Source organism: Helicobacter didelphidarum, from assembly GCF_003364195.1.
GTDB lineage: Bacteria > Campylobacterota > Campylobacteria > Campylobacterales > Helicobacteraceae > Helicobacter_A > Helicobacter_A didelphidarum.
In genome coordinates, this window is sequence record NZ_NXLQ01000011.1 from 41,676 (window position 1) to 65,636 (window position 23,961).

The window sequence follows — 23,961 nt, forward strand, 5'->3', positions numbered from 1 at the left end:
TGTAATGTTATTAATAAACTTGAACATTAAGAAATTTTATATTATTCAAAGTGTTTAAGGTTATTTAAGATCAATTAATAGCTTTAACAATTTAATATGAAATTGTTTTACAGGTATCACAACATTTTGCATCTAAACATAAACCATATAAAGTCAACAAATAGTCTTTTCTTGCATCTGTGGAATTCAGTCCCCATTATATTATCCCAATATCCCAACCTATGTCTTGTTATTATGTTGGAAGATATTAAGACATGGATTTTTAAGCCCCTATTCAAAAAAATGTGAAAAAATAAAAAATTTTTAAAGCATTCAAATAAAATTGCCGATTTAGTTTTCAACAAGACAAGAAAACTTAGAGACAACAAAATTTAAAGGAGCGTAAGATGGCTTTCCAAGCAAATACTAACATAAATGCGTTAAATGCACATGTGAATTCAGTTGTTACCCAAAGAGGTCTTAAAGATTCTTTGGAAAAGTTAAGTTCAGGTTTGAGAATCAACAAAGCAGCAGATGATGCTTCAGGTATGATTATCGCAGATAGTTTGAGAAGTCAAGCAAGTGCGTTGGGTCAAGCTATTAGCAACACAAATGATGCTATGGGGATTATTCAAATTGCTGATAAAGCAATGGATGAACAACTTAAAATTCTTGATACGGTAAAAGTTAAGGCGGTTCAAGCAGCTCAAGATGGGCAGACTTCAGAATCAAGAAGAGCTATTCAATCAGACATTACAAGACTTATTCAAGGTCTTGATATGATTGGTAACACAACTTCATTCAATGGTCAAAAGTTGCTTTCAGGTGCATTTACAAACAAAGAGTTCCAAGTTGGTGCGTATTCAAATGAATCTATTAAAGCTTCAATTGGTTCTACTACAAGCGATAAAATCGGACAGGTTCGCATTGCAACAGGTGGTATGATTACAGCGGCAAATACAGTGGCAATAACATTTAAAAATGTTGATGGTATTAATGATGTTCATTTACAATCTGTAAAAATTTCTACAACAGTAGGAACAGGCCTTGGCGTTTTAGCTGAAGTTATCAACAAGAGTTCAGATAAAACAGGTATTCGTGCGGTAGCAAATGTTATCTCAACTTCTGATAAGGCTATCAAGTCTGGTTCAATGGCAAATGTTGTTATCAATGGTTTAACATTGGGTGATATTAATGACGTTAAAGCTGGTGATTCTGATGGGCGTTTAGTGCAAGCTTTCAATGCTGTTACAAATCAAACAGGTGTTGAAGCTTATACTGATGAAAGAGGGAGATTAAACCTAAGAAGCGTGGATGGTCGTGGTATCAAAATTTCTGCTGGTAAAAATGAAAAAGGTCAAAATGGCAAAGTGCCTGCAGTCGCAGTAGAATCAATGAATGGTGGTCAAAAGCTAGAAGGTAAAGGTTCTGAAAACTATGGACGTTTATCACTCAATAGATTAGATGCACGCGATATTGTAGTAATGTCTGGAGCAAACGCAAAAGGGCTTTATAAAGAATTAGGTTTCACAAATGACAAAGTTGCAAAAACAGTTGTGAATTTGCGTGATACTATGGGAGCATTCAATAAGGATGTAAAATCTGCTTCTGGTGCAAACTTTAATGCAGTTGTGGCAAGTGGTGGAGCGGATTTGGGTGCGGGTGTTATGACACTAAGAGGTGCTATGGTAGTTATGGATATTGCTGAATCTGCAACAAAGATTCTTGATAGAATTCGTGCAGACTTAGGTTCTGTTCAAGGACAAATGATTTCAACTGTAAATAACATTTCTGTAACTCAAGTCAATGTGAAAGCAGCTGAATCTCAAATTCGTGAAGTGGATTTTGCTCAAGAATCAGCAAACTTTAACAAGCTTAACATCTTGGCACAATCTGGTAGCTTTGCTATGAGTCAAGCAAATGCTGTGCAACAACATATCATTAGATTGCTTCAATAGTTTATAGTCTATCTTTCACCGATATGGGTGATGTTACTTTAGGTTTGCCTCTTACTTCCTTAATATTTTCTCTCTTTATAAATTGAGAGAGAAACAAATATCTAGAGTGCAACTTTCCCATATTTTTGTTATGTTTTAACCCCCACCATTCTTCATAGAATCCTTTTTCAAAAATATTGTATTCAAACACAAACAACCATCTTTTGACAAAATTTTTCAGATTTCATAATAATCAAATAATTCTTTTTTTGCTCTATAACACCGAAATAATATTTCTCTATTTCATTTCCTTAAGAGCAATATTTTTTTATGCTATAATGCCTTGTTTTTCATATTTTTATTTATAAAGGAACAACATGAATACAAATAAGCTCCCATATCTTAAAGAGTTTCCAAACTCTCAAGGATATTTTGGTAAATTTGGCGGTAGTTTTGTGCCTGAAGAGATTGCGAAACAAATGCAAGAAATTAATGAAGCATATAATCTTATTGCACAAAATAGCGATTTCATTGCAGAGTTACGGAAAATTCGTAAGCATTTTCAAGGACGTCCAACACCAATTTATTTTGCACATAATCTTACACAAAAATATAAGGGGGCTGGAATCTATCTTAAACGCGAGGATTTAAATCATACTGGAGCTCATAAACTTAATCATTGTATGGGGGAAGGTTTACTTGCTAAATTTATGGGAAAGAAAAAGCTTATTGCTGAAACAGGTGCGGGACAGCATGGAGTTGCATTGGCAACAGCCGCAGCATATTTTGGTTTAGAGTGTGAGATTCACATGGGTGAAGTCGATATTGCAAAAGAGCATCCAAATGTTGTGCGGATGAAACTTTTAGGGGCAAAAGTTATCCCAGTAAGTTTTGGAGCAAAGACACTAAAAGAGGCGGTAGATTCTGCTTTTGAGGCTTACCTTAAAGATCCAATAAATTCTATGTATGCTATTGGCAGTGTTGTTGGACCTCATCCGTTTCCAAAAATGGTGCGTGACTTTCAGGCAATTGTGGGAATAGAATCTCACGAACAATTTTTAGAAATGACAGGAGAGCTTCCCGATATTGTGTGTGCATGTGTAGGTGGCGGGAGTAATGCGATGGGAATCTTTAGTGGTTTTATTGATGATTGTGTTAAGCTTGTTGGTGTTGAACCTCTCGGAAGAGGTAGTAAGCTTGGCGAACATGCAGCAAGTCTTACCTATGGAAGTGAGGGCATTATACATGGTTTTAACTCAATAATGTTAAAAGATTCTAAAGGAGAGCCAGCTAGTGTGCATAGTGTTGCAAGTGGACTTGATTATCCAAGTGTGGGTCCTGAACATGCATTTTTACATTCTATCTCTCGCACAGATGTTACTACAATTAGCGATAAAGAAGCGATTCGTGCCTTTTTTGAGCTTAGTCGTATTGAGGGAATTATTCCAGCTATTGAATCAAGTCATGCACTTGCTTATGCACTAAAAATCGCTCCGGATTTAAAAGGCAAAAAAATTCTAGTGAATCTTAGTGGGAGGGGTGACAAAGATATTGATTTTGTGGTAGAAAATTATGGCTATGGGGAATAATACTTTGTGATATTTGTAGGGTTATATTAAGCAAAGAATATGGTAATGAGCTTTGTTGGGCTTAAGATGTCTAGTATTTAATTTATTATACAAAAAAGCTTTCTATTTCTTTATATGATTTTATTGTTCAAAGATATTTTATTGAGCAGAAATTTACCATTTTTGTCAATAGCTTAGCTATAAAATTTGTATTAAAAATAAAGCACAAATATATAATCCTATAATATGATATAATTATCTTCACAAAATAATATGGAATTTTGGGTAAAGATTATTGCTATTGCTTAGCTATTTTGATTAGGACGACAATGGGTTCAGTGTTTGATAAATTTTTAGATAGGAACAAACAAAAAGAGATTAGAATCAAGTATGGAGATAATGTCATGCATATTATTGCAGCTTTAGCATATTATACTTGTTGTAACAAATTTCATATTTCAGAACACGCGAAACAAAATCCATTTATCGCGTGCCTATGGCATGGAAATTTTCTTATGATGCCCTATTTATATCGTAAAATAAGAAATATTCCTAATATGAGCCTTGTAACTTCAGCACATGAAGATGGAATTATTGTAGAAAGGTATTTCGCAAAATTTGGTTTAACAAGTATTCGTGGAAGCACAGGCATACATAAAGGTGGAGCGAAAGCACTTATTCAAGCAATTAGAGAGCTTAGGATGGGAAAAGACATTGCTGTAACTCCAGATGGACCAAAAGGACCATATAAAAGCATCGCAAGTGGAATCTTGTCTATGGCAATGAAAAGTGGTGTGGCAATTTGTGGGTGTCGAGTTAAGCCAAAAGATTTTTGGGAACTGAAAACATGGGATAGATTCTGTATTCCTAAACCCTTTAGTCGTATTGATTATTATATCGCAGAACCTTTGATATTATCGCAAAATATGGAAATTGAGGAAGCTAGAGAGAAGCTCATGCGATATATGCAAGAAATTGATTCATTATAATATAGCATAATAAGAGCATTAATTTTTTATTAATGCTTTCACAAGATTTAATCAGATTGTTTTTGTATGTAGAGATACTGCATACAAAATCTTATGGCATTTTTGGGGGAGTATAAAAAAGTTTAAAAATTGCTCGTTGCATTTGAACATAAAAGCGATAAAATGGTCTTGCAATTTTATATTTTAGGGTGATGTAAGAGTTGTTGCCAGTGTTGAGTGTTGTAAGTCTTTCGCTTGTTATTGTTGAGCTACTCGCAGTAGAATCTTCCCCTATACAAAATGGGCAATAAATTATGTTATCTACCTTATGTCTCGCAACAAACTCCATTTGAATATCCACAGGACTATCCCATTTTTGTGCTAAGAATTTACTTGCTGTGTGTGGAGTAATGTAATATCCTTGTATGCCATTTGTGTTTTTTAGTGTCCAATAAAAATGTGTATTTCTGATTTGATAGGTATATTTTGCACGTCTCTTGTCTAAATAATATAGTCGCACAAATCCAATTTTAGATTCTCTTATTTCATCAAGTACACTAAAAAAATTATCCTCAAAATAAATGTCATCTTCTAGCACGATGATTGGTTCATTTAACTTCACACATTCTTCCCAAAGTCTAAAGTGTGAGGCATAACAGGCAATTTCGCTATTAGCAAGAATCCTGCCGTGCAATAAGTAGCAAAGCATTGGTTTAAAATGTTTTTTATACTTTTCTAATTCTTCATTTTTAGAATCTGTGGCTTTAAAGAATATAAATTCATAATTTTTAGATTGCTGACATTGACTGAGGGGGGGGGGGGTAAGTTTTTGTATTTTTTCTTGCATACGACGCCTTCTGTCACGCGATCGCTCTAGATTAATAATAAAAATTTTCATATTTCTGCCTTAATATATTATGTAACAAGAAATTATAAATATAAGATTCTAAAGTCTTTATATTTATAAAATCACTTTGTTGATTTTTTCTAACCCCACTTTTTGTAATGAAAAAATAGCACTTATATACATAATGAGTGATGGAAAAATCATAAATCCAACAACAAATGCAACAATAACGCGTTTCTCGATAAAATTGCTGTATTTTAGAAGTATAATTCCAAGAATGATGCACACCACTAAAGTATAGAAGCTACGAATAAATAAAATCTGCCCACTTATACGTGTAAAAATCTGTAAATAGCGAAAGAGGAGAAAAAAGAAAAAAAATACTATAAATAAAATTAGTAGTGTATTTTGACTACTTTTTGGAATCATATAAAGTAATATACAAATGCAAGTCATTGTAGCGTAATATCCAGACAAAAAACTCTTTGTTTTTCTGTCAAGTAAAAATAATCCAGCAAGAAAAATAAATTGACCAACCAATGATAAAAAGAAAAATGCTCTCCCCACAGAATGACCAGCAAAAACCAATTCAATACTTGAGGCAACAATAGACCATATAGTGCCAATGAGTAATATCATCTTGATTGTCGGAAAAGACATGTAGCTTTGCTCCAAAAATTATCACAATTTATAATTTAAAGTATTTCTAAACTTTTGCAGGATTTAGCTCTTGGTGTGTGTTGTCTCTATGGACCTTATCATAACACTATCAATAAGTCCATAATTTTTTGCCTCATCTGCACTCATATAAAAATCTCGCTCACAATCTTGTATAATTTTTTTCATATTTTGTCCAGTGTTTTTTGCTAAAATTTCATTTATGATATTTTTTAATCGTAAAATTTCTTTTGCCTGAATCTCAATATCGGTTGCTTGTCCTCTCGCACCGCCTAAAGGCTGGTGAATCATAATCCGAGAATTTGGTAAGGCATACCTTTTTCCTTTTGTGCCACAACTTAACAAAAAAGCCCCCATTGAAGCTGCTTGTCCTACACAAATCGTGCAAATATCAGGCTTAATATAATTCATGGTATCATAGATACTAAAACCACTCGTAACACTTCCACCTGGAGAATTAATGTATAAAAATACATCTTTTTGTGGGTCCTCTGCTTCAAGAAATAGTAATTGTGCAACAATTGAACTTGATACAGAATCATCAATTTCTCCGCTTAGCATAATAATTCTATCTTTTAAAAGCCGCGAATAAATGTCATAACTCCGCTCACCACGACCTGTTTTCTCGATGACATAGGGAATATAATTCATTTTTTACCTTTCAGTTAAAATACCATAATGAATGATTATATCAAAAACTCATTAAGATTTTATTGCAAAGTTAGTGAATTATATGCAAACAAATAACTTTCACTAAAATTGGAGTTATAGAAAATATTGCAATTAATATTTTACAAGAATTTATGCTTGCACTCTCAAAAGTTGACTCTGTTCTACACGACTTTTGTAATCCGCTTTTTCTCGCGGAATGAGCTTATCTGCCATAGAAGTATAAAATTCACTTACAGCAAATACGATACGTGCATAATGTGTGTTAGATGATTTTAATTCTTCAAGCATAGAACGCATATCTCCCAAAAGCACATTTGCTTTTTCATCAAGGATTTCTGCTAATTTTAAATGAGGGTGTTTTTGTGTTAGACTAAGAATCTCTTGGTCAATCATACCTTTTGCAAGTTCAAATTCTTTAATGGCAGAAGTTTTTAATATACTGCGATGAAATACTGCTTCATGTTTTGCTTGTTTTATATCCTCTATATCGTCTTTAGTAAAGGTAATTAATGATTGCAGTTTGTTTATGGCATCTTGTAGATAAGTATGCAGTAATTCTGTATTAATCATGCTTAAACCTCTCTATATTATGTTGTCACATAAAAATAGACAGATCAAGCATTTAGTCATTTTTTAAGAAAGTTCAAGTTATTTGACTTATGTTTTCTTTGCATTATTCTAAGATTACACCATAATTATAGAATATTAAGCTAAAGTAACAAAAAAGTGCAACTATAAATCCTAAAGAAACAATAATGAAGTCTGTCTTTTGTTAAACATTAAGCAAACTTTGTGCCATTTTATCAGAAGTAGCCATTAAATCAATTTTATATGTTCCACTTCTTATTTCTTCTTTAATCCTTGCAACTCTATCAGCATGTGATTTATCAGAAAACATATTGAATATATCTTTTTCTTGTAATCTTTTTTCATCGTTTCGATTTATATCATTTCTTTCTCTTGTTTGAGCTTGTTGTATAGAAGCTGTTACACTACTTGCAATTCTCATAATGTCTCCTTACATTTTGATACCTTTAAAGAAATCGGCTATATTAGAAAATAATTTAGGACTTATTTTATTTTCTTATTTAATTCAGATTGAAAATTCTCTATGCTTGTTGTTCCGCCCTTAACCTTTGCACCACCATAGGAACTTTGCCCTTTATAAGTATAAAAGAGAATAAATGCCATGGCGTATAAAAAAATGACAAAAACCACACTCGGATAAATCCAATCTCGCATAATTTAGCCTCTATTCTTTAAGAAATTAAGAATTTTTATATCAAAAAAAGATATAATTATTTCTTTAATTCCAATTTAATACCACAATCCTTTTGTTAAAAGGTATTACATTGCATAGCAATTTTAATTCCAATATTCTACCATATTTTATACAAGGAATCCAAATATTATGAAGCTTTTTTCTCATATTTTATTTTGTTTTTTTTGCTCAAATGTTTTTATATATACTTTATTTGCATCTATCCAGCAAGATTCAAAACAAATACAAGGGAGCAAAAAAAAATTGGATATACACTTGCAAAAGGAAATAACCGATGATACACCACATCAAAGCACTATATCAGATAATAACACAGAAGAAAAACAATCGTTGATAACTACCTCTTCTAAAGACCCCAAAATGCCACCAACGCCACAAAAAAAAGGGAAATTTTTTGCTACTTATGCAGAACAATATAAATGGGAATATGGTTCAACCTTTTTAGGGTTTTTAGCAAAAAATAATATTCCCGAGAAAACTTACTATAACATTTCAGCAGAGGACAAGGAGTTGGTGGCTGATGTAAAAACAGATTCAAATATTTATATTTTGCGAGATTCCCAAGGTGCATTGTTGCAAGCATTTTTGCCTCTCAATGCAGAGACACAGGTAAGAGTATATTATGACTTTATAAAAGAACAATATGCACTTGAAATTATCCCAATCATCTCATTGCAATTTAAACAAAAAGTTGTAGCAAAGGTTCAAGATGGTGGTGGTCCTTCAAGCGCCTTGTATAGTGCAACACAAGATTCTCGGTTGAATCAAGAATTTATTATGGCATACAAACTCAAGCACATTATGCACAAAGGTGATAGGGTGGCAATTATATATTCACGAAAATATCGCTTAGGAATACCTATTGGGATTCCTAATGTTCAGTCAATAGCGATAGAATCTAATAAAAAATTCTATTATCTCTTTGGATATAAAAACCGCTATTATGATAGTGATGGTAAAGAAATGGCAAATTTCTTTCTGATTACCCCAGTAAAATATCGTCGCATTAGCTCTAAATTCTCAAGTGGGCGTAGGCATCCAGTTTTGGGTTATGTTAGACCACATTATGGTGTAGATTTTGCTGCTTTTACAGGTACACCAGTGTATGCGGCAGGTGAGGGAAAAATCACATTCGCAGGAGTTAAAGGTGGCTATGGTAAGGTGATTGAGATTAATCACTCAAGCGGTATCCGCACACTTTACGCACATCTTAGCAAAATTGGTCGTGGTTCAAGAGTTGGTTCGTATGTGCGACAAGGAACTTATATTGGTAATGTTGGAAGCACGGGACTTAGCACAGGACCACATTTGCATTTTGGTGTATACAAGAATAATACACCCATTAATCCGCTCGGGCAAATACGAACCACAAGAAATGAATTAAGTGGTAAAGAGAAAGAGGCGTTTAAAGATTTCGTTAAGATTGCTCTTAACGAAATGGAAGGATTTCTCGCAAATACAAATTTGAATAGTAGCTCCTATATGATGATTAAGGAATCACTTTCTAATCAAACAGAGAGTCATGATGATGAATGATATAGAGATAGGCACAAAAAGTATATAATAACCTCTCTGTAATTGCGATAAAATAAAAAACAGAATCTACACAAGAATAATGTGTTTGAGATTCAAGTTTTAGGCATTTTATAATTTATCATAAATATAATATTCCTCAATAATAAAATTTTCTGTATATAACTTTCAGCGATAATCTTGTGTTATAATCGGCACTTGAATTTTTATAAGATTTTTTAAAATTTTACCTTATATTTTAAATAAGATAAAAATCAAGGAATAATATGAAAAAAACCCTATTATTATTATGTTTTTGGACATATATTGCTTATCCAGATATGCAGTCTATTGCCGATAATACCAGTCAAGATTCTATGGAATCTATAAAGCCAAAAGATGATAAAATCTCCGCAGAGCAGACACAAACAATGCCAATTGGAGCGGCGATCAACACTAATCAAGAAAATTTTAAGGATACCAAAAGAAAGAAAAAGTTTCCCAAAAAATTACCACAATTTATGGAAATTGATGAGGAAACACAGAAAGAATATGACAATATAAAACTTCCTCCAACTGCATCAAAAAATCTAGACAAAAAAGCTCTACCAATGAGCTTTAGATTTTATGAGCCATGGTATTTTATGCCTGCATATTATAGTTTTAGCCCAATGTATGATGATGGACATTTAACTCGAGTGGAAATTAAAAGTCAAGTGAGTTCGCGATTAGATTTATTAAGTGATGTTATATGTCAATACTGCACTTTTAGTTTTGATTTAACATTTAAGATTTATTTGCAAAGTTATAATGGTAAAGAAAGTTCCCCTTTAAGAGATTTTGATTTATCTCCTGCCCTAAGTTTTTATTATAAGAGACCATTAGCTATTGCTGGTGGAAAGGGAGGATACATTACTTGGCTAGGGATTGGCTACATACATGTCAGCAATGGAGAGAAGGAAAATATTAATGAGTTTGATATACGAAATAACACAGCACAATGGCAAGAAAAGAAAAATAGGGTGCGTAGTAAATCTTATGATAGAATCTTCATTGAAACAAATTATAGATATAAAGATTTTAATGCGAGGCTTCGTGCATGGGTGACTCCCCCGATTGTTGCATTTGATGGTGTGGAAACAAATGGGGATATTTGGAAATATATGGGATATGGGGATTTACGATTGTCTTATGTCTATAAAAACAATCTTTTTGAACTTTATATAAACAATATTTTTAATAATTATTTTACAAAAGATTATTGGACACAGTGGAAAGGACAAGTAGAATTAGGATATAGCTATGGTATTACAAAACAACTTGCCATTTATTTGCAATATCTCTATGGACATGGTGATAGTCTCTATGAATATAGTTTGCCTGTCAATCGTATAGGGATTGGACTGCGTTTGAGGGATTTTTAATCTGCGTTAAAGCAGGAATGTTTAGGGTAATTTTGATTCCAACGAAAGTTAAAATATAAAAATATTTATGCAAAAAAAATTATGGTAGTCCGACTTATGGGTGGGTTAGGGAATCAAACATTTCATGTTTTTGCTCAAGTATTGCAACAGGTATGTTAAGTTTGTTGCACTTTAGTTTCTTATGGTTCTTGTGTTTTGCGACTTAAACAAAAGAAGCTCTTGGATACTATCAAAAATAGAATCTATATCCAAGCAATACTCTCGTAAATCCGCCCAAAATGCCTGAAGCTCCCTTTTGTGTCAAAGAAGCATATCCGCCGCCAAATTCAAAAAATATTGAATGTCCATTTGCAGTCATAAAATCATGTCCTATGCCTGCAACAACTTCATAATAATAAGGTGCCGAACCAAAGCTCATCGCATTTTTTGCATTATTTAATAATCCAAAGCCTCCGCCAATAAATAAATATGGGTGAAAATATGAAAACCCAGCATGAGAGCCAAGAGAACTCCCCGACAAAACGCCAAAAGTCATCTTTTCGCTAAAAAGTAAAAAATTTGTATCCATATCGCTATCAGCATTGAGTTTCAAAGCCCCGCCACCAACGCTAAGATAATTCCTCCACTGAAACAATCCTTTCTTTAATAACGGAAATCCAAATTCGACATTAGCTCCCATTGTCGAGCCTGTAATGAGATTCACACCCACAGAGAGAGCATTGATTGCCATTAAATCTTTTGATTTTTTTTGTTGTGCTTGAGGTTGGCTTGATTCTATATTATGAATAGAATCTGCTTCATTTGCCCATATAGCATTTATCAAACATAATCCAAGTAGTATCCTTTTCATATATTTTCCTTTTTGTTTGAAAATAAAATATATTATAACATTTTCATTTGTATTTTTATAGCTTTTGATAAAATATATTATGGCATTGCTAATCATATAGATACCACAGGGACAATATGGATGTATCTGGAAATTCATGGAATAGTGAATTATCTTATATCATATTGTTGGAGATTCTAGTTTTGTTTGGAAAGAGATTGAGGGACAATCTTTTGTTATTGGAATCTGTTAAATTTGTTTGTAAAATATACTAATTTCTTTGACAAAGATTAAGATAAATAAGAATAGTAATGTTAGAATGAATTGCGGAATATACTAAACTTGAAGCTATAAAATGGAGCTTGGAATCTAGTGCTTTCCTAAACTAGATTCACAAGGAGAAAATACTAACATAAATTTTTGGTTACGAAGCGATTGTATGCAAAAGCCAAAATGCAAATACGCTCGTTCTTACCAAGACAACTAACAAGGAACAACAAAGGCACATAAGAAGCAAGTTAATGCAACTTACATTTCATACAAAGCAATATATATTCCATTTTTAAGCAAATAATAAAAGTTTTGGAATATTTGTAAATTTTTATGCTGATTTTATATCATATTTTTATTCTTAAATTTTTTGTTATAAATTTTAAATAAAATATATTTTTAGTGGTAAATATTGCTTATTTTCCAAACTTATATCGTGTTTGTAAATAAAAACTTGCTCCCGCAACTTGGTAGAAATCATAGTAGCGGTTGTTTGTCATATTCAAAAAACTTACAGATATATCAAGGTTGTTTTTAAAAATATAGCCTAATTTTGCATTGAGACTAAATTGTGCATCATAATAACCAAATGTTCTTGCTAGAACAGGGGAATTAATATCATCGTTGAAAAATGCCGAAGTAAAATATGCCCATAACGATGCATAGAATCCAAAATCTTCTCCATAACTTAAACTTACATTTCCCATGTGTTCTGGTGTATCAATGAGCTGTTTGCCAATGGATTCTGGACGAGCATTATTTTCTAGCACTTTTGCCATAGTAAACGTGTAGTTCCCTTCAATGCGTAGAGACTGCCAAATTGGTAAAATAAGACTAAACTCTATCCCATTTACTCGCCCTTTCCCAGCATTGGCATACATAAACGGACTGTTTTTATTTCCTGCCCCTTGTCTATATATCATATCAAAAAGTTCTGTATGAAAATAATATAATTTTGCTTGCAGGTAATTAAGATTAAATTCTGTTCCTACCTCAAAGCTAATGCCTGTTTCAGGTTTGAGATTTGAATTTGAATCCCATACGGTATTACCATGTGGGGATTGATATTTTTCTCGCATTGTTGGTGTTCTAAATCCAGAACCAATACTCGTTTTGAGAATCCACCATGAAAATGGTTGATAGTTTAAAGATACTTTTGGACTAACCTGTGAAGTATGTTGATTTTTTAGGCTAAGATTTGCAACATCTCCAAACACATAACCATTAAAATTTAACCAATAATCATATCGAATTCCTATTGCACTTGAGAGGCTATCAAGCCATTGTGCTTCCCAATTTATAAAAGCAGAAGCTACAAAAGCCATGCCACCATATCCCTTGTATGCACCATCTATTACACTTGTTTTATCACGCCAGTTTGTGACATTTCTATTAAGATTATCAAAATTTAAATAGCGAAATTGCATAGAAGTAGTTAGATTGTGTTTATCACCCAAATGAGCATGGTATATTATATCAAGATAATTATTTGAGGTATTAATATCCTGTGTCCATCCTGCTCCACCTGCTTGTGTGGCTTCTTTTTGCACAGCATCAATCCAACGACTAAAGAGATTGACACTTGAGATTTGGAATCTTAATTCAGAATCTTCAAAGAAATGAGTGTAGGAAACATTTCCCAAGAAGTGTGTATAAGAGCCATAACCAGCATAACTTGAACCTATAAAGGGGTCATACATTGTATTGGTGGGGGTGGAAGTTGGAATAAGAAAAGTCGGATTCCCAGCAGGATCTTTGAGCAAGGTTGTGGGATTTACAAATTCATAATTATGATTTGAGAGGCTAAACATACTAGAGATTGTGTCAGAATCTGAAATATTATATTCAAGTTTTAAGCGAGTATCCCATATTTGATATTCTCTCCTGCCTTCATCGCCTATAATATATTTGCCTTCCTTATCATAGTATCCACCATTTATATCACCTGTTGGAGCTACATCTAAATATGCTGGGTGGCTCACATATCCTTGAGAATTTGTCATTCCTGCACTAAATTTAACTTTAAGATTTTTCTCAAAAAATGCGTTGCCTATACTAAAGTAGAGTTTTGTAAGATTTTTTTCTGCATTATTTTGCACGATTTCATTACCATATCCAGTAAGAGATTCAATCTCAAAGTTTGTTGGCATAGAAGTAATAAAATTTACAACACCACCAATTGCACTTGTTCCATAGAGGCTAGAGAATGCACCGCGTGCAACTTCTACTCTTTTAACATCATAAAGTGAAATTTGATTAAGCAATCGATTTTCACCTTCTAAATCACTTAGAATCACATTATCAAGCATAATAAGTGTTCCATAATTAATTCCACGAATCTTAATTTTTGGACGCGGATTGAATCCAACATCATTATCGATTCTAATACTTGGGAGTTTTTTTATAATGTCTGTGATTTTACTATTTGTATATTTGTGAATAGTTTTTTCACTAACAACATCAAGGTTGCCAGGAATCTTTGCAACTGCCGTTTCAAGAGTGCTACCTGTTGAAATTACAGAATCTAATTTGTGAATTTTATTGTTTGCGGATAGATGTGTGCTATAAAATGAAACTATTAAAAGAACAAGAATTTTATTTTTTAAAAATTTCACAGACCACCTCCTTGATATATTTTAAGTTTCAAAATCTTAAAATGATATAATAATTATATTAATTTCATATCATTTTGTTGCAATATTCAATTATTATTATTTCTCAATAATAATATAGCAATGATGCAAAGTCCTATGTTATATTGTTGATAACTACAAGCATTTGTTGCAATATTGTTCTAATTTAGATTACATCATGCCATAACTTTTTCTTTAGATGTGAATAAATGTTTGTCTTTCAAATATGTATTGTCATTGTCTGTTTTACTGAAAAATACCCCCTAAAAACATTATAACCACATATTCCCTCAATATTTTTTAGAATTTTCCTAAATATTATAAATCATTAAGCTTAATTTAAGGTTAAATAGTTTATAATTCTGTTTCTCAAGTTTTGTAATCTTTTTAGAAATAGAGTTGAGATAATAAAATTTTAATTTATCATAATTTAAAGTTTAAGGTTTTATTCTATAAACTTAATATCTTTAATATATATATTAATCATTCCTACATTGATGTAGATTGTTCAATGAGTATTCTTTTTATTTTTACTAAATTTAGATTTAGCAAGTAAAAAGTAAATATTATATTATAGCTAAAACATATTTTATATGGTAGATTTGTGTTATGAATTAAAGTAGCTAGTGCTTGTGTGCTAAATATTTTACGAAAATTATATTTTCATATGATTTAAGTGTTTATATATTTTTACTTTATTAAGATAGCTTTAGAATTATCTCTGATATTTTATTCTTTATTTTTAGATATTATTATTGAACTTGTGTTATTTGACTTTGAATTTATACTTTTTTTGGATATATTTAAAGCAAAATGATCTTTGAAATCTAAGCAAGATAGTTTTGAATAATTATTTAAGTTTTTATAAAATTTATAATAAATTTTTTATTCTATAAAAACCCTATTATAAAACTATCTTTAATTGTTTATATCTATAACAACTCGACTATAACTTTAAGTTTGTATTGTGAATACTTATATTTAAATATAAAGTTATTTTTTTGTTTTTATTATTGAAGACATTTAGAGACTAGGATAATTTTCCAAATTATTAATGGAGTTTTATCAGATGTATTTTCTGTTAAAACTTCTTATTTTTTATGGAGAGTTTGATCCTGGCTCAGAGTGAACGCTGGCGGCGTGCCTAATACATGCAAGTCGAACGATGAAGCTTCTAGCTTGCTAGAAGTGGATTAGTGGCGCACGGGTGAGTAACGCATAGATAACATGCCCTTTAGTCTAGGATAGCCACTGGAAACGGTGATTAATACTGGATACTCCCTACGGGGGAAAGTTTTTCGCTAAAGGATTGGTCTATGTCCTATCAGCTTGTTGGTGAGGTAATGGCTCACCAAGGCTATGACGGGTATCCGGCCTGAGAGGGTGAACGGACACACTGGAACTGAGACACGGTCCAGACTCCTACGGGAGGCAGCAGTAGGGAATATTGCTCAATGGGGGAAACCCTGAAGCAGCAACGCCGCGTGGAGGATGAAGGTTTTAGGATTGTAAACTCCTTTTGTTAGAGAAGATTATGACGGTATCTAACGAATAAGCACCGGCTAACTCCGTGCCAGCAGCCGCGGTAATACGGAGGGTGCAAGCGTTACTCGGAATCACTGGGCGTAAAGAGTGCGCAGGCGGGGTAGCAAGTCAGATGTGAAATCCTATGGCTTAACCATAGAACTGCATTTGAAACTGTTACTCTAGAGTATGGGAGAGGTAGGTGGAATTCTTGGTGTAGGGGTAAAATCCGTAGAGATCAAGAGGAATACTCATTGCGAAGGCGACCTACTGGAACATTACTGACGCTCATGCACGAAAGCGTGGGGAGCAAACAGGATTAGATACCCTGGTAGTCCACGCCCTAAACGATGAATGCTAGTTGTTGCCCTGCTTGTCAGGGCAGTAATGCAGCTAACGCATTAAGCATTCCGCCTGGGGAGTACGGTCGCAAGATTAAAACTCAAAGGAATAGACGGGGACCCGCACAAGCGGTGGAGCATGTGGTTTAATTCGAAGATACGCGAAGAACCTTACCTAGGCTTGACATTGATAGAATCTACTAGAGATAGTGGAGTGCCCTTTTAGGGAGCTTGAAAACAGGTGCTGCACGGCTGTCGTCAGCTCGTGTCGTGAGATGTTGGGTTAAGTCCCGCAACGAGCGCAACCCTCGTCCTTAGTTGCTAGCAGTTTGGCTGAGCACTCTAAGGAGACTGCCTTCGTAAGGAGGAGGAAGGTGAGGACGACGTCAAGTCATCATGGCCCTTACGCCTAGGGCTACACACGTGCTACAATGGGATGCACAAAGAGATGCAATATCGCAAGGTGGAGCTAATCTCAAAAACATCTCTCAGTTCGGATTGTAGTCTGCAACTCGACTACATGAAGCTGGAATCGCTAGTAATCGTGAATCAGCCATGTCACGGTGAATACGTTCCCGGGTCTTGTACTCACCGCCCGTCACACCATGGGAGTTGTATTCGCCTTAAGTCGGGATACTAAATTGGTTACCGCCCACGGCGGATGCAGCGACTGGGGTGAAGTCGTAACAAGGTAACCGTAGGTGAACCTGCGGTTGGATCACCTCCTTTCTAGAGAATGTTAAGATATTCATTTATCTTAATAAATAATTATAGAATTTGTATGAGTTATGAAGTTTTATAGAAATGAAAGAATGTTCAAGCTCTTGCTTAGTTTTCAGAGATTATTTTGTTTTTTATATTTAAAGGGAATTCTTTATCAATTTTATATTTGATTGAGAGTATTTTTCTTTACTGATTAATTTTTATTTTATAATGTGAGGTAAGTTCTTTTACTGAATTATTAGATTTTTCTTTTAAAAGAATTCGATTTAATGTTGTAGAGATATAATTTTCTTATTTCTGTTTTTAAATGAAAGGTAAAATCAGAGAATATTTAGAAATTAATCAAGGATAATCACATATAAAAGTGCTTAGGGGCTTATAGCTCAGGTGGTTAGAGCGCACCCCTGATAAGGGTGAGGTCGGAGGTTCAAGTCCTCCTAAGCCCACCATCTTTTATCACTTAGCTTTTAAGACTTTAAATATGGGTTTCCATACGAGAGTGTATTAAGAGTGTAGAAAGAAAATAAAAGAATAAAGGGGAATTAGCTCAGCTGGGAGAGCGCCTGCTTTGCACGCAGGAGGTCAGCGGTTCGATCCCGCTATTCTCCACCACTCTTAAGTCATAAAGAAGTATTCTTGCTTTTAGAGAAATAAGAGTTCGAAAGCTCCTTAAAAGTTTAAAGTTTTTTAAAGTTTAATGTAAGGATTTAGAGAGAGAAGCAATACTCCTAAAAAGAGATTCTCTCAAATAGAAAAACTTTGAAAGCCATGTTTTGAAAGTCATGTATAGAATCTTCATTCTATACATACTTAATATATAAAAAAGGCTTGAAAGAGTGATAGAAAGAAATCTTTTCATTAGACTTTATAGTTCTAATGTTATTTGAAATGTTATTGTTAATAGCCTAAATAGTAATTAACTACAATTACGCGACATACTGCTTATTGTTGTATGAAGCTGAAGTGAGGTTCTATAGTAATAGAGAGTTTCATAAAGCTATGGCGAAGTTTTTTTGATAATTTTAGGGGTTGTAGAGTTTTGAGTAAGGAGATAGATGGAAGTATCTATCGACAAAGCAAAAAACAAACCCCCCTAAAAGCGTCAAAGAGAATGAGCAAGATACACTCAATAAGGCAGTATCCTTATATACAAAAAGCTTATAAGGGCAAATGGTGGATGCCTTGGGTGATAGAGGCGATGAAGGACGTACTAGACTGCGATAAGCTATGGGGAGCTGTCAAGAAGCTTTGAGCCATAGATTTCCGAATGGGGCAACCCAATACATAGAGATATGTATTACCAATTATGGAGCGAACCTAGCGAAGTGAAACATCTCAGTAGCTAGAGGAAAAGAAATCAATAGAGATTCTCTTAGTAGCGGCGAGCGAACGGGGAAGAGGGCAAACCGAATGCTTGCATTCGGGGTTGTGGACTGCAACATCCACTTGTATCATTTAGCAGAATTATTTGGAAAACTAAGTCATAGAGGGTGATAGCCCCGTATGCGAAAAATGATACATAGGTAGCAGTATCCAGAGTAGGTCAGGACACGTGAAATCCAGACTGAAGCCGGGGAGACCACTCTCCAACCCTAAATACTCCTATCACACCGATAGCGCACAAGTACCGTGAGGGAAAGGTGAAAAGAACCGCAGTGAGCGGAGTGAAATAGAACCTGAAACCATTTGCCTACAATCATTCAGAGCCCTATGATTTATCAGGGTGATGGACTGCCTTTTGCATAATGATCCTGCGAGTTGTGGTATCTGGCAAGGTTAAGCAAACGCGAAGCCGTAGCGAAAGCGAGTCTGAAAGGGCGTTTAGTCAGATGCTGCAGACCCGAAGCCAAGTGATCTATCCATGGCCAAGTTGAAGTAAGTGTAATAGCTTATGGAGGACTGAACTCGTACCCATTGAAACGGGTTGGGATGAGCTGTGGATAGGGGTGAAAGGCCAAACAAACTTGGTGATAGCTGGTTCTCTTCGAAATATATTTAGGTATAGCCTCAAGTGATAGTAATAGGGGGTAGAGCTCTGATTGGGCTAGGGCTACTCACCGTGGTACCAACCCCTGTCAAACTGCGAATACCTATTACCGTATCTTGGGAGTCAGGCGGTGGGTGATAAAATCAATCGTCGAAAGGGGAACAACCCAGACTACCAACTAAGGTCCCAAAGTTCTATTCTAAGTGGAAAATGATGTGAAGTTACTTAGACAACCAGGAGGTTGGCTTAGAAGCAGCCATCCTTTAAAGAAAGCGTAACAGCTCACTGGTCTAGTGATTTTGCGCAGAAAATATAACGGGGCTAAGATAGACACCGAAGTTGTAGATGCTACTGATGTAGCGTGGTAGAAGAGCGTTCGTATTGCGTCGAAGGCATACCGGTAAGGAGTGCTGGAGCGATGCGAAGTGAGCATGCAGGAATGAGTAGCGATAAAAGTGGTGAGAATCCACTTCGCCGAAAATCTAAGGTTTCCTACGCGATGCTCGTCATCGTAGGGTTAGTCGGGTCCTAAGACAAGTCCGAAAGGGGTAGTCGATGGAAAATGGGTTAATATTCCCATACCAACATAAGTGTGCGATGGGGGGACGCATAGGGCTAAATGGCGTTAGCTGATGGAATAGCTAATTTAAAAGTGTAGCTTGAGAGGTAGGCAAATCCACTCTTGTATGCGAAACTTGAATAGCTTGTTGCGACCTTCGGGTCAAGATGAGTGCCATTGATGCCGTCGTGCCAAGAAAAGCCTCTAAGTTTAGCTTATGTTGCCCGTACCGCAAACCGACACAGGTAGATGAGATGAGTATTCTAAGGCGCGTGAAAGAACTCTCTTTAAGGAACTCTGCAAACTAGCACCGTAAGTTCGCGATAAGGTGTGCCTACGCAAGTAGGTCTCAGCAAAGAGTCCCTCCCGACTGTTTACCAAAAACACAGCACTTTGCAAACTCGTAAGAGGAAGTATAAGGTGTGACGCCTGCCCGGTGCTCGAAGGTTAAGAGGATTAGTCAGCAGCAATGCGAAGCTTTGAATTGAAGCCCGAGTAAACGGCGGCCGTAACTATAACGGTCCTAAGGTAGCGAAATTCCTTGTCGGTTAAATACCGACCTGCATGAATGGCGTAACGAGATGGGAGCTGTCTCAAAGAGTGATTCAGTGAAATTGTAGTGGAGGTGAAAATTCCTCCTACCCGCGGCAAGACGGAAAGACCCCGTGGACCTTTACTACAGCTTGGCACTGCCGATGGGAGCATTATGCGCAGGATAGGTGGGAGGCTTTGAAATCTTCACTCTGGTGGAGATGGAGCCATCGTTGAGATACCACCCTTAATGTTTCTGTCTGCTAACTGGCTTATGTTATCCATAAGCAGGACAATGCCTGGTGGGTAGTTTGACTGGGGCGGTCGCCTCCTAAAAAGTAACGGAGGCTTGCAAAGGTTGGCTCATTGCGGTTGGAAATCGCAAGGAGAGTGTAATGGCATAAGCCAGCCTGACTGTAAGACAAACAAGTCGAGCAGAGACGAAAGTCGGTCATAGTGATCCGGTGATTCTGTGTGGAAGGGTCATCGCTCAAAGGATAAAAGGTACCCCGGGGATAACAGGCTGATCTCCCCCAAGAGCTCACATCGACGGGGAGGTTTGGCACCTCGATGTCGGCTCATCGCATCCTGGGGCTGGAGCAGGTCCCAAGGGTATGGCTGTTCGCCATTTAAAGCGGTACGCGAGCTGGGTTCAGAACGTCGTGAGACAGTTCGGTCCCTATCTGCCGTGGGCGTAGGAGAGTTGAGGAGAGCTGTCCCTAGTACGAGAGGACCGGGATGGACATGCCACTGGTGTATCTGTTGTTCTGCCAAGAGCATCGCAGAGTAGCTACGCATGGTTGTGATAACCGCTGAAAGCATCTAAGCGGGAAGCCAACTCCAAGATGAACTCTCCCTGAAGGTCGCAGGAAGACTACCTGCTTGATAGGGTAGATGTGTAAGCATAGTAATATGTTTAGCTGACTACTACTAATAGACCGATTGGCTTTTTTTATAAGGATTACTGCCTTATTGAGTGTATCCATTCAATAAGTTATGTTATGGGAATTGAGATTCTTATTATTTTATCTGTATTCTAAGATTCTAAGAATATGACGATAAGATGAAGGAATAAAGAATAAAGTTTCCATACAAGTATGTCTTATAATAGTGATAATGTATCATCTATTATAGAAAGTGTAATTGTAGATAAAGAATGTTTAGGGTGATAGGATAGAGAATCTCTAAGATGAATTGTAATTCTCTTTAGATTGTCTTTGTATCTCTCTATTCAACATTCTTTATGAAAAGTTCATTACATGAAGGCTTTAACAATTTCTCTGAAACTTTAGACTTTAGAGATAAAGGATTAAGGAGAGATTCTATAAATCATAGAATCTCTATGAGTATTTCTTATCTCTCTATACCGAAGAGGAATTATAGAATCTGTATATCCTCATATCAATAAGAGTATCAATAGATTCTCTACCTTGATATATCTTTATATCTTTGAGTAGAGATAGAGAGATGAAGTCAAAGAAGTGAGAAAAAAGAAATGTTATGTTATAATACACTGAAGTAAAAATGGAAATAAAAGCAAATAGTCTTTGCTTTTATTTCCCTTTTTCTTGTGTTTATGTGATGGGAGGAAACACCTAGCTCCATTCCGAACCTAGCAGTTAAGCTTCCATCAGCCGATGATACTGCACTTTGCAAGTGTGGGAATGTAGGTCGATGCAAGGATAAGGGAAAACTTTCTTTCTGCCAAAACACACAATCAACAACTAATCATATTAATTGAAATTATGAATCACTACTTTTATAAATAATCTGATATAAAGTATATGCTTACGAACTATATTGCCTGAAAGAGAATCTAAGAAATGAAAAAAATGTAAAGTCTGTTCTTATCATATTTTACATTTTTTTGCTCTGTAAACCTTAGGGGGAGAGAATAGAGAAAGGTATGAGAAAAAAGAACTTAAGTAAGGAATATAGACAAAGCACAGAAATATATTAAAGCTATGAGAAAGCAAATAAATATCAAAACTTATGAGAAATGCAAAAAAGAAATAAAATGAGATTCTAAAACTTGTATGTATATTTCATCGCTACATATCACATATATCGAGCGAAGAATAATGTAACTTTATTGTTCATATGGGGGTGTTATTACATAAGAAAGAAATGAATATTGTTGATATTTTAAGTCTTTGTATAAATCACGCATTGTTAGACAAATAAACAGAATAATCCCAATATTAAATTGTAGTTCTAATTTTTATAATATGTAACGATGATGTAAGGCTTTGTAGGAAATATAGTGGATATGAAGTTAGAATGATTCTTCCATGTGGTGATGTCTTGCAATCTTCATATTCAAAAAATAATGTTGCCATTGTTGGTATTGTGATTTATGCCATATAATATAGGTTCGACAATTCAATTTATCCTAGAATCTAGCATTTGACTTTAGAATCAATAAGAGAGTATATTTCCTAGTTATTATCTTTCCATACCAATAAATACTACACTATCATTTAGAAATTTATTTTTTACATAAAATGTATAAGAAGTAAGATACACCAATGAAGAATCTTATCTCAGAATATTTGTATTGAAACATACCTTAATAAAAAGAGACAATCATGACACAAACACAACAAGAAAGCTTAGCAAAATCTTTAGTAACAGGAGCAAATAAATTTCGCAACGAAATCATGGGGGATATGTGTAAAAGAACTAGCGCATTAGAAAAGCCATTGCAAAAGCATTAAAATCAAAAGGACAAACATTTGAGGAATCTATGAAAAAGCAATCAAGTAAGTTGGGCATAAAAGAAGAATTTAATAAGTTATCCCAACCTCAACAATTAAACATTTATAAAAATATTATTAAAGTGGCTGGTAGTTCAAATACTAAAGTAAATAAATTTGTATCTATATTTAAAGGATTTGGTAGAGGGGTGGTTGTTTTTAGTATAGGATATATATATATTACTGAAAATAAAGCTAAAGCTATTATTTTAAATAGTGCGACTATTGGCAGTGGGTATTATTGGGAAGTATAGGTGGGCTGGGCTAGTTTGTGTTCCAGTGATTTTATATGTGTGCATTCGTTGGGATATTCTGGGGGGGGGGGGGATATTTAGGTAATAAAATAGTGAATGATTGGCTCAGTGATGAAATTGATACACTTTTAAAGCTAAAATGAAAAGGATAGGCTTTCTACGTGGAACTTATGTGCGTTTTAGGGTAAGGTATCATTATAAGATTCTATTTATAAGGTGATGTGTATTATGCTTTTTATTGCTGTTGCTTTACAAGCTATCATAGATAAGGGTAAATGGTGTGGTTTTTCATCAAAAACAGAGGAACAAAAAGTCAAACAATATGGATATTGTTTTTGCGATATTATATTGTGTCTATGATAATCTTAAAATCTACTAAAATATTACAATTCTTCACTACTTATTTATTTTTTTGACAAATTATTAAAATGCCCTTGACTCGTTTTTTTGTAGGATAGAGTTTCCGTAATTTTTATTAAAAACGGAGTATTTTTTATAAAAGGGTTTTAAATGAGTATAAGGTTTAAAATTAAAAATAGTTATTTGAAGGTCTCACTTTATTAAAAAGATAACCTTAACACCCAACCTAACCCTTTAAAACTACCAACCTAACGCTATTTCATACGCCCTAAAAAATAAGCTAAATTTGTATTTGTGTATAGTTTTGTGTATAGTTTCATTCATGAG

General features: G+C 34.5%; 16 protein-coding genes, 2 tRNA genes and 3 rRNA genes. 13 read left to right on the top strand and 8 right to left on the bottom strand.

Annotated elements, in window-relative coordinates; all coding sequences use genetic code 11:
* The first annotated feature begins 386 nt into the window (after positions 1-386).
* The 3 genes from CQA53_RS06060 to CQA53_RS06075 all read left to right on the top strand — a co-directional run bounded on the left by CQA53_RS06060 (position 387) and on the right by CQA53_RS06075 (position 4,473).
* Positions 387-1,937, top strand: a complete 1,551-nt coding sequence (locus CQA53_RS06060; protein WP_115543128.1) for a flagellin A — start codon at positions 387-389, stop codon at positions 1,935-1,937.
* Between the two features lie 356 nt (positions 1,938-2,293).
* Positions 2,294-3,505, top strand: a complete 1,212-nt coding sequence (gene trpB, locus CQA53_RS06070; RefSeq protein WP_115543130.1) for a tryptophan synthase subunit beta — start codon at positions 2,294-2,296, stop codon at positions 3,503-3,505.
* Positions 3,506-3,813: 308 nt separating this feature from the next.
* A complete protein-coding gene (locus CQA53_RS06075; protein WP_115543131.1) occupies positions 3,814-4,473 on the top strand; it encodes a lysophospholipid acyltransferase family protein in 660 nt (219 codons plus the stop codon).
* 91 nt (positions 4,474-4,564) lie between these two features.
* Here the strand turns inward: CQA53_RS06075 and CQA53_RS06080 are convergent, their stop codons facing one another.
* From CQA53_RS06080 to CQA53_RS12310, 6 genes are all read right to left on the bottom strand, one after another.
* Positions 4,565-5,350, bottom strand: a complete 786-nt coding sequence (locus CQA53_RS06080) for a glycosyltransferase family 25 protein (protein ID WP_115543132.1) — start codon at positions 5,348-5,350, stop codon at positions 4,565-4,567.
* Positions 5,351-5,413: 63 nt separating this feature from the next.
* Positions 5,414-5,959, bottom strand: coding sequence for a hypothetical protein (locus CQA53_RS06085; RefSeq protein WP_115543133.1), 546 nt, complete (start codon positions 5,957-5,959; stop codon positions 5,414-5,416).
* Between the two features lie 63 nt (positions 5,960-6,022).
* The gene (clpP, locus tag CQA53_RS06090; protein ID WP_115543134.1) at positions 6,023-6,628 is read right to left on the bottom strand and encodes an ATP-dependent Clp endopeptidase proteolytic subunit ClpP; all 606 of its coding nucleotides are present in this window, start codon (positions 6,626-6,628) and stop codon (positions 6,023-6,025) included.
* A gap of 150 nt (positions 6,629-6,778) precedes the next feature.
* On the bottom strand, positions 6,779-7,219 hold the full coding sequence (locus CQA53_RS06095) for a hypothetical protein (RefSeq protein WP_115543135.1): 441 nt from the start codon (positions 7,217-7,219) through the stop codon (positions 6,779-6,781).
* 202 nt (positions 7,220-7,421) lie between these two features.
* Positions 7,422-7,658 carry a flagellar biosynthesis anti-sigma factor FlgM gene (locus CQA53_RS06100; RefSeq protein WP_115543136.1) on the bottom strand — a complete coding sequence of 79 codons (237 nt, stop codon included), beginning with the start codon at positions 7,656-7,658 and terminating at the stop codon, positions 7,422-7,424.
* 62 nt (positions 7,659-7,720) lie between these two features.
* On the bottom strand, positions 7,721-7,891 hold the full coding sequence (locus CQA53_RS12310) for a hypothetical protein (RefSeq protein ID WP_181882374.1): 171 nt from the start codon (positions 7,889-7,891) through the stop codon (positions 7,721-7,723).
* A 169-nt stretch (positions 7,892-8,060) separates the two neighbouring features.
* On the opposite strand from CQA53_RS12310, the gene CQA53_RS06105 reads away from it, so the two are divergent.
* Together CQA53_RS06105 and CQA53_RS06110 are read left to right on the top strand one after the other, a co-directional pair.
* The gene (locus tag CQA53_RS06105) at positions 8,061-9,467 is read left to right on the top strand and encodes a peptidoglycan DD-metalloendopeptidase family protein (RefSeq protein ID WP_245945731.1); all 1,407 of its coding nucleotides are present in this window, start codon (positions 8,061-8,063) and stop codon (positions 9,465-9,467) included.
* Between the two features lie 263 nt (positions 9,468-9,730).
* Entirely contained in the window at positions 9,731-10,867 is a 1,137-nt protein-coding gene (locus CQA53_RS06110) for a phospholipase A (RefSeq protein WP_245945732.1), read from the top strand.
* A 229-nt stretch (positions 10,868-11,096) separates the two neighbouring features.
* Here the strand turns inward: CQA53_RS06110 and CQA53_RS06115 are convergent, their stop codons facing one another.
* On the bottom strand, positions 11,097-11,717 hold the full coding sequence (locus CQA53_RS06115) for a hypothetical protein (protein ID WP_147290004.1): 621 nt from the start codon (positions 11,715-11,717) through the stop codon (positions 11,097-11,099).
* Between the two features lie 665 nt (positions 11,718-12,382).
* Positions 12,383-14,581 carry a TonB-dependent receptor gene (locus CQA53_RS06120; RefSeq protein ID WP_115543138.1) on the bottom strand — a complete coding sequence of 733 codons (2,199 nt, stop codon included), beginning with the start codon at positions 14,579-14,581 and terminating at the stop codon, positions 12,383-12,385.
* A 1,115-nt stretch (positions 14,582-15,696) separates the two neighbouring features.
* On the opposite strand from CQA53_RS06120, the gene CQA53_RS06125 reads away from it, so the two are divergent.
* The 8 genes from CQA53_RS06125 to CQA53_RS13540 all read left to right on the top strand — a co-directional run bounded on the left by CQA53_RS06125 (position 15,697) and on the right by CQA53_RS13540 (position 23,634).
* A 16S ribosomal RNA gene (locus tag CQA53_RS06125) occupies positions 15,697-17,193 on the top strand.
* A gap of 366 nt (positions 17,194-17,559) precedes the next feature.
* Positions 17,560-17,636, top strand: a tRNA-Ile gene (locus CQA53_RS06130).
* An 87-nt stretch (positions 17,637-17,723) separates the two neighbouring features.
* Positions 17,724-17,799 (top strand) — tRNA-Ala (locus CQA53_RS06135).
* Between the two features lie 538 nt (positions 17,800-18,337).
* Positions 18,338-21,219 (top strand): 23S ribosomal RNA (locus CQA53_RS06140).
* Positions 21,220-21,830: 611 nt separating this feature from the next.
* Positions 21,831-21,947 (top strand): 5S ribosomal RNA (gene rrf, locus CQA53_RS06145).
* The 16S, 23S and 5S rRNA genes sit together here with 2 tRNA genes alongside, the layout of an rRNA operon.
* Before the next feature lie 905 nt (positions 21,948-22,852).
* A complete protein-coding gene (locus CQA53_RS13535) occupies positions 22,853-22,981 on the top strand; it encodes a hypothetical protein (protein WP_281271171.1) in 129 nt (42 codons plus the stop codon).
* A gap of 29 nt (positions 22,982-23,010) precedes the next feature.
* The gene (locus tag CQA53_RS06150; RefSeq protein ID WP_115543139.1) at positions 23,011-23,274 is read left to right on the top strand and encodes a hypothetical protein; all 264 of its coding nucleotides are present in this window, start codon (positions 23,011-23,013) and stop codon (positions 23,272-23,274) included.
* A 228-nt stretch (positions 23,275-23,502) separates the two neighbouring features.
* On the top strand, positions 23,503-23,634 hold the full coding sequence (locus CQA53_RS13540; protein ID WP_281271172.1) for a hypothetical protein: 132 nt from the start codon (positions 23,503-23,505) through the stop codon (positions 23,632-23,634).
* Positions 23,635-23,961: the final 327 nt, after the last annotated feature.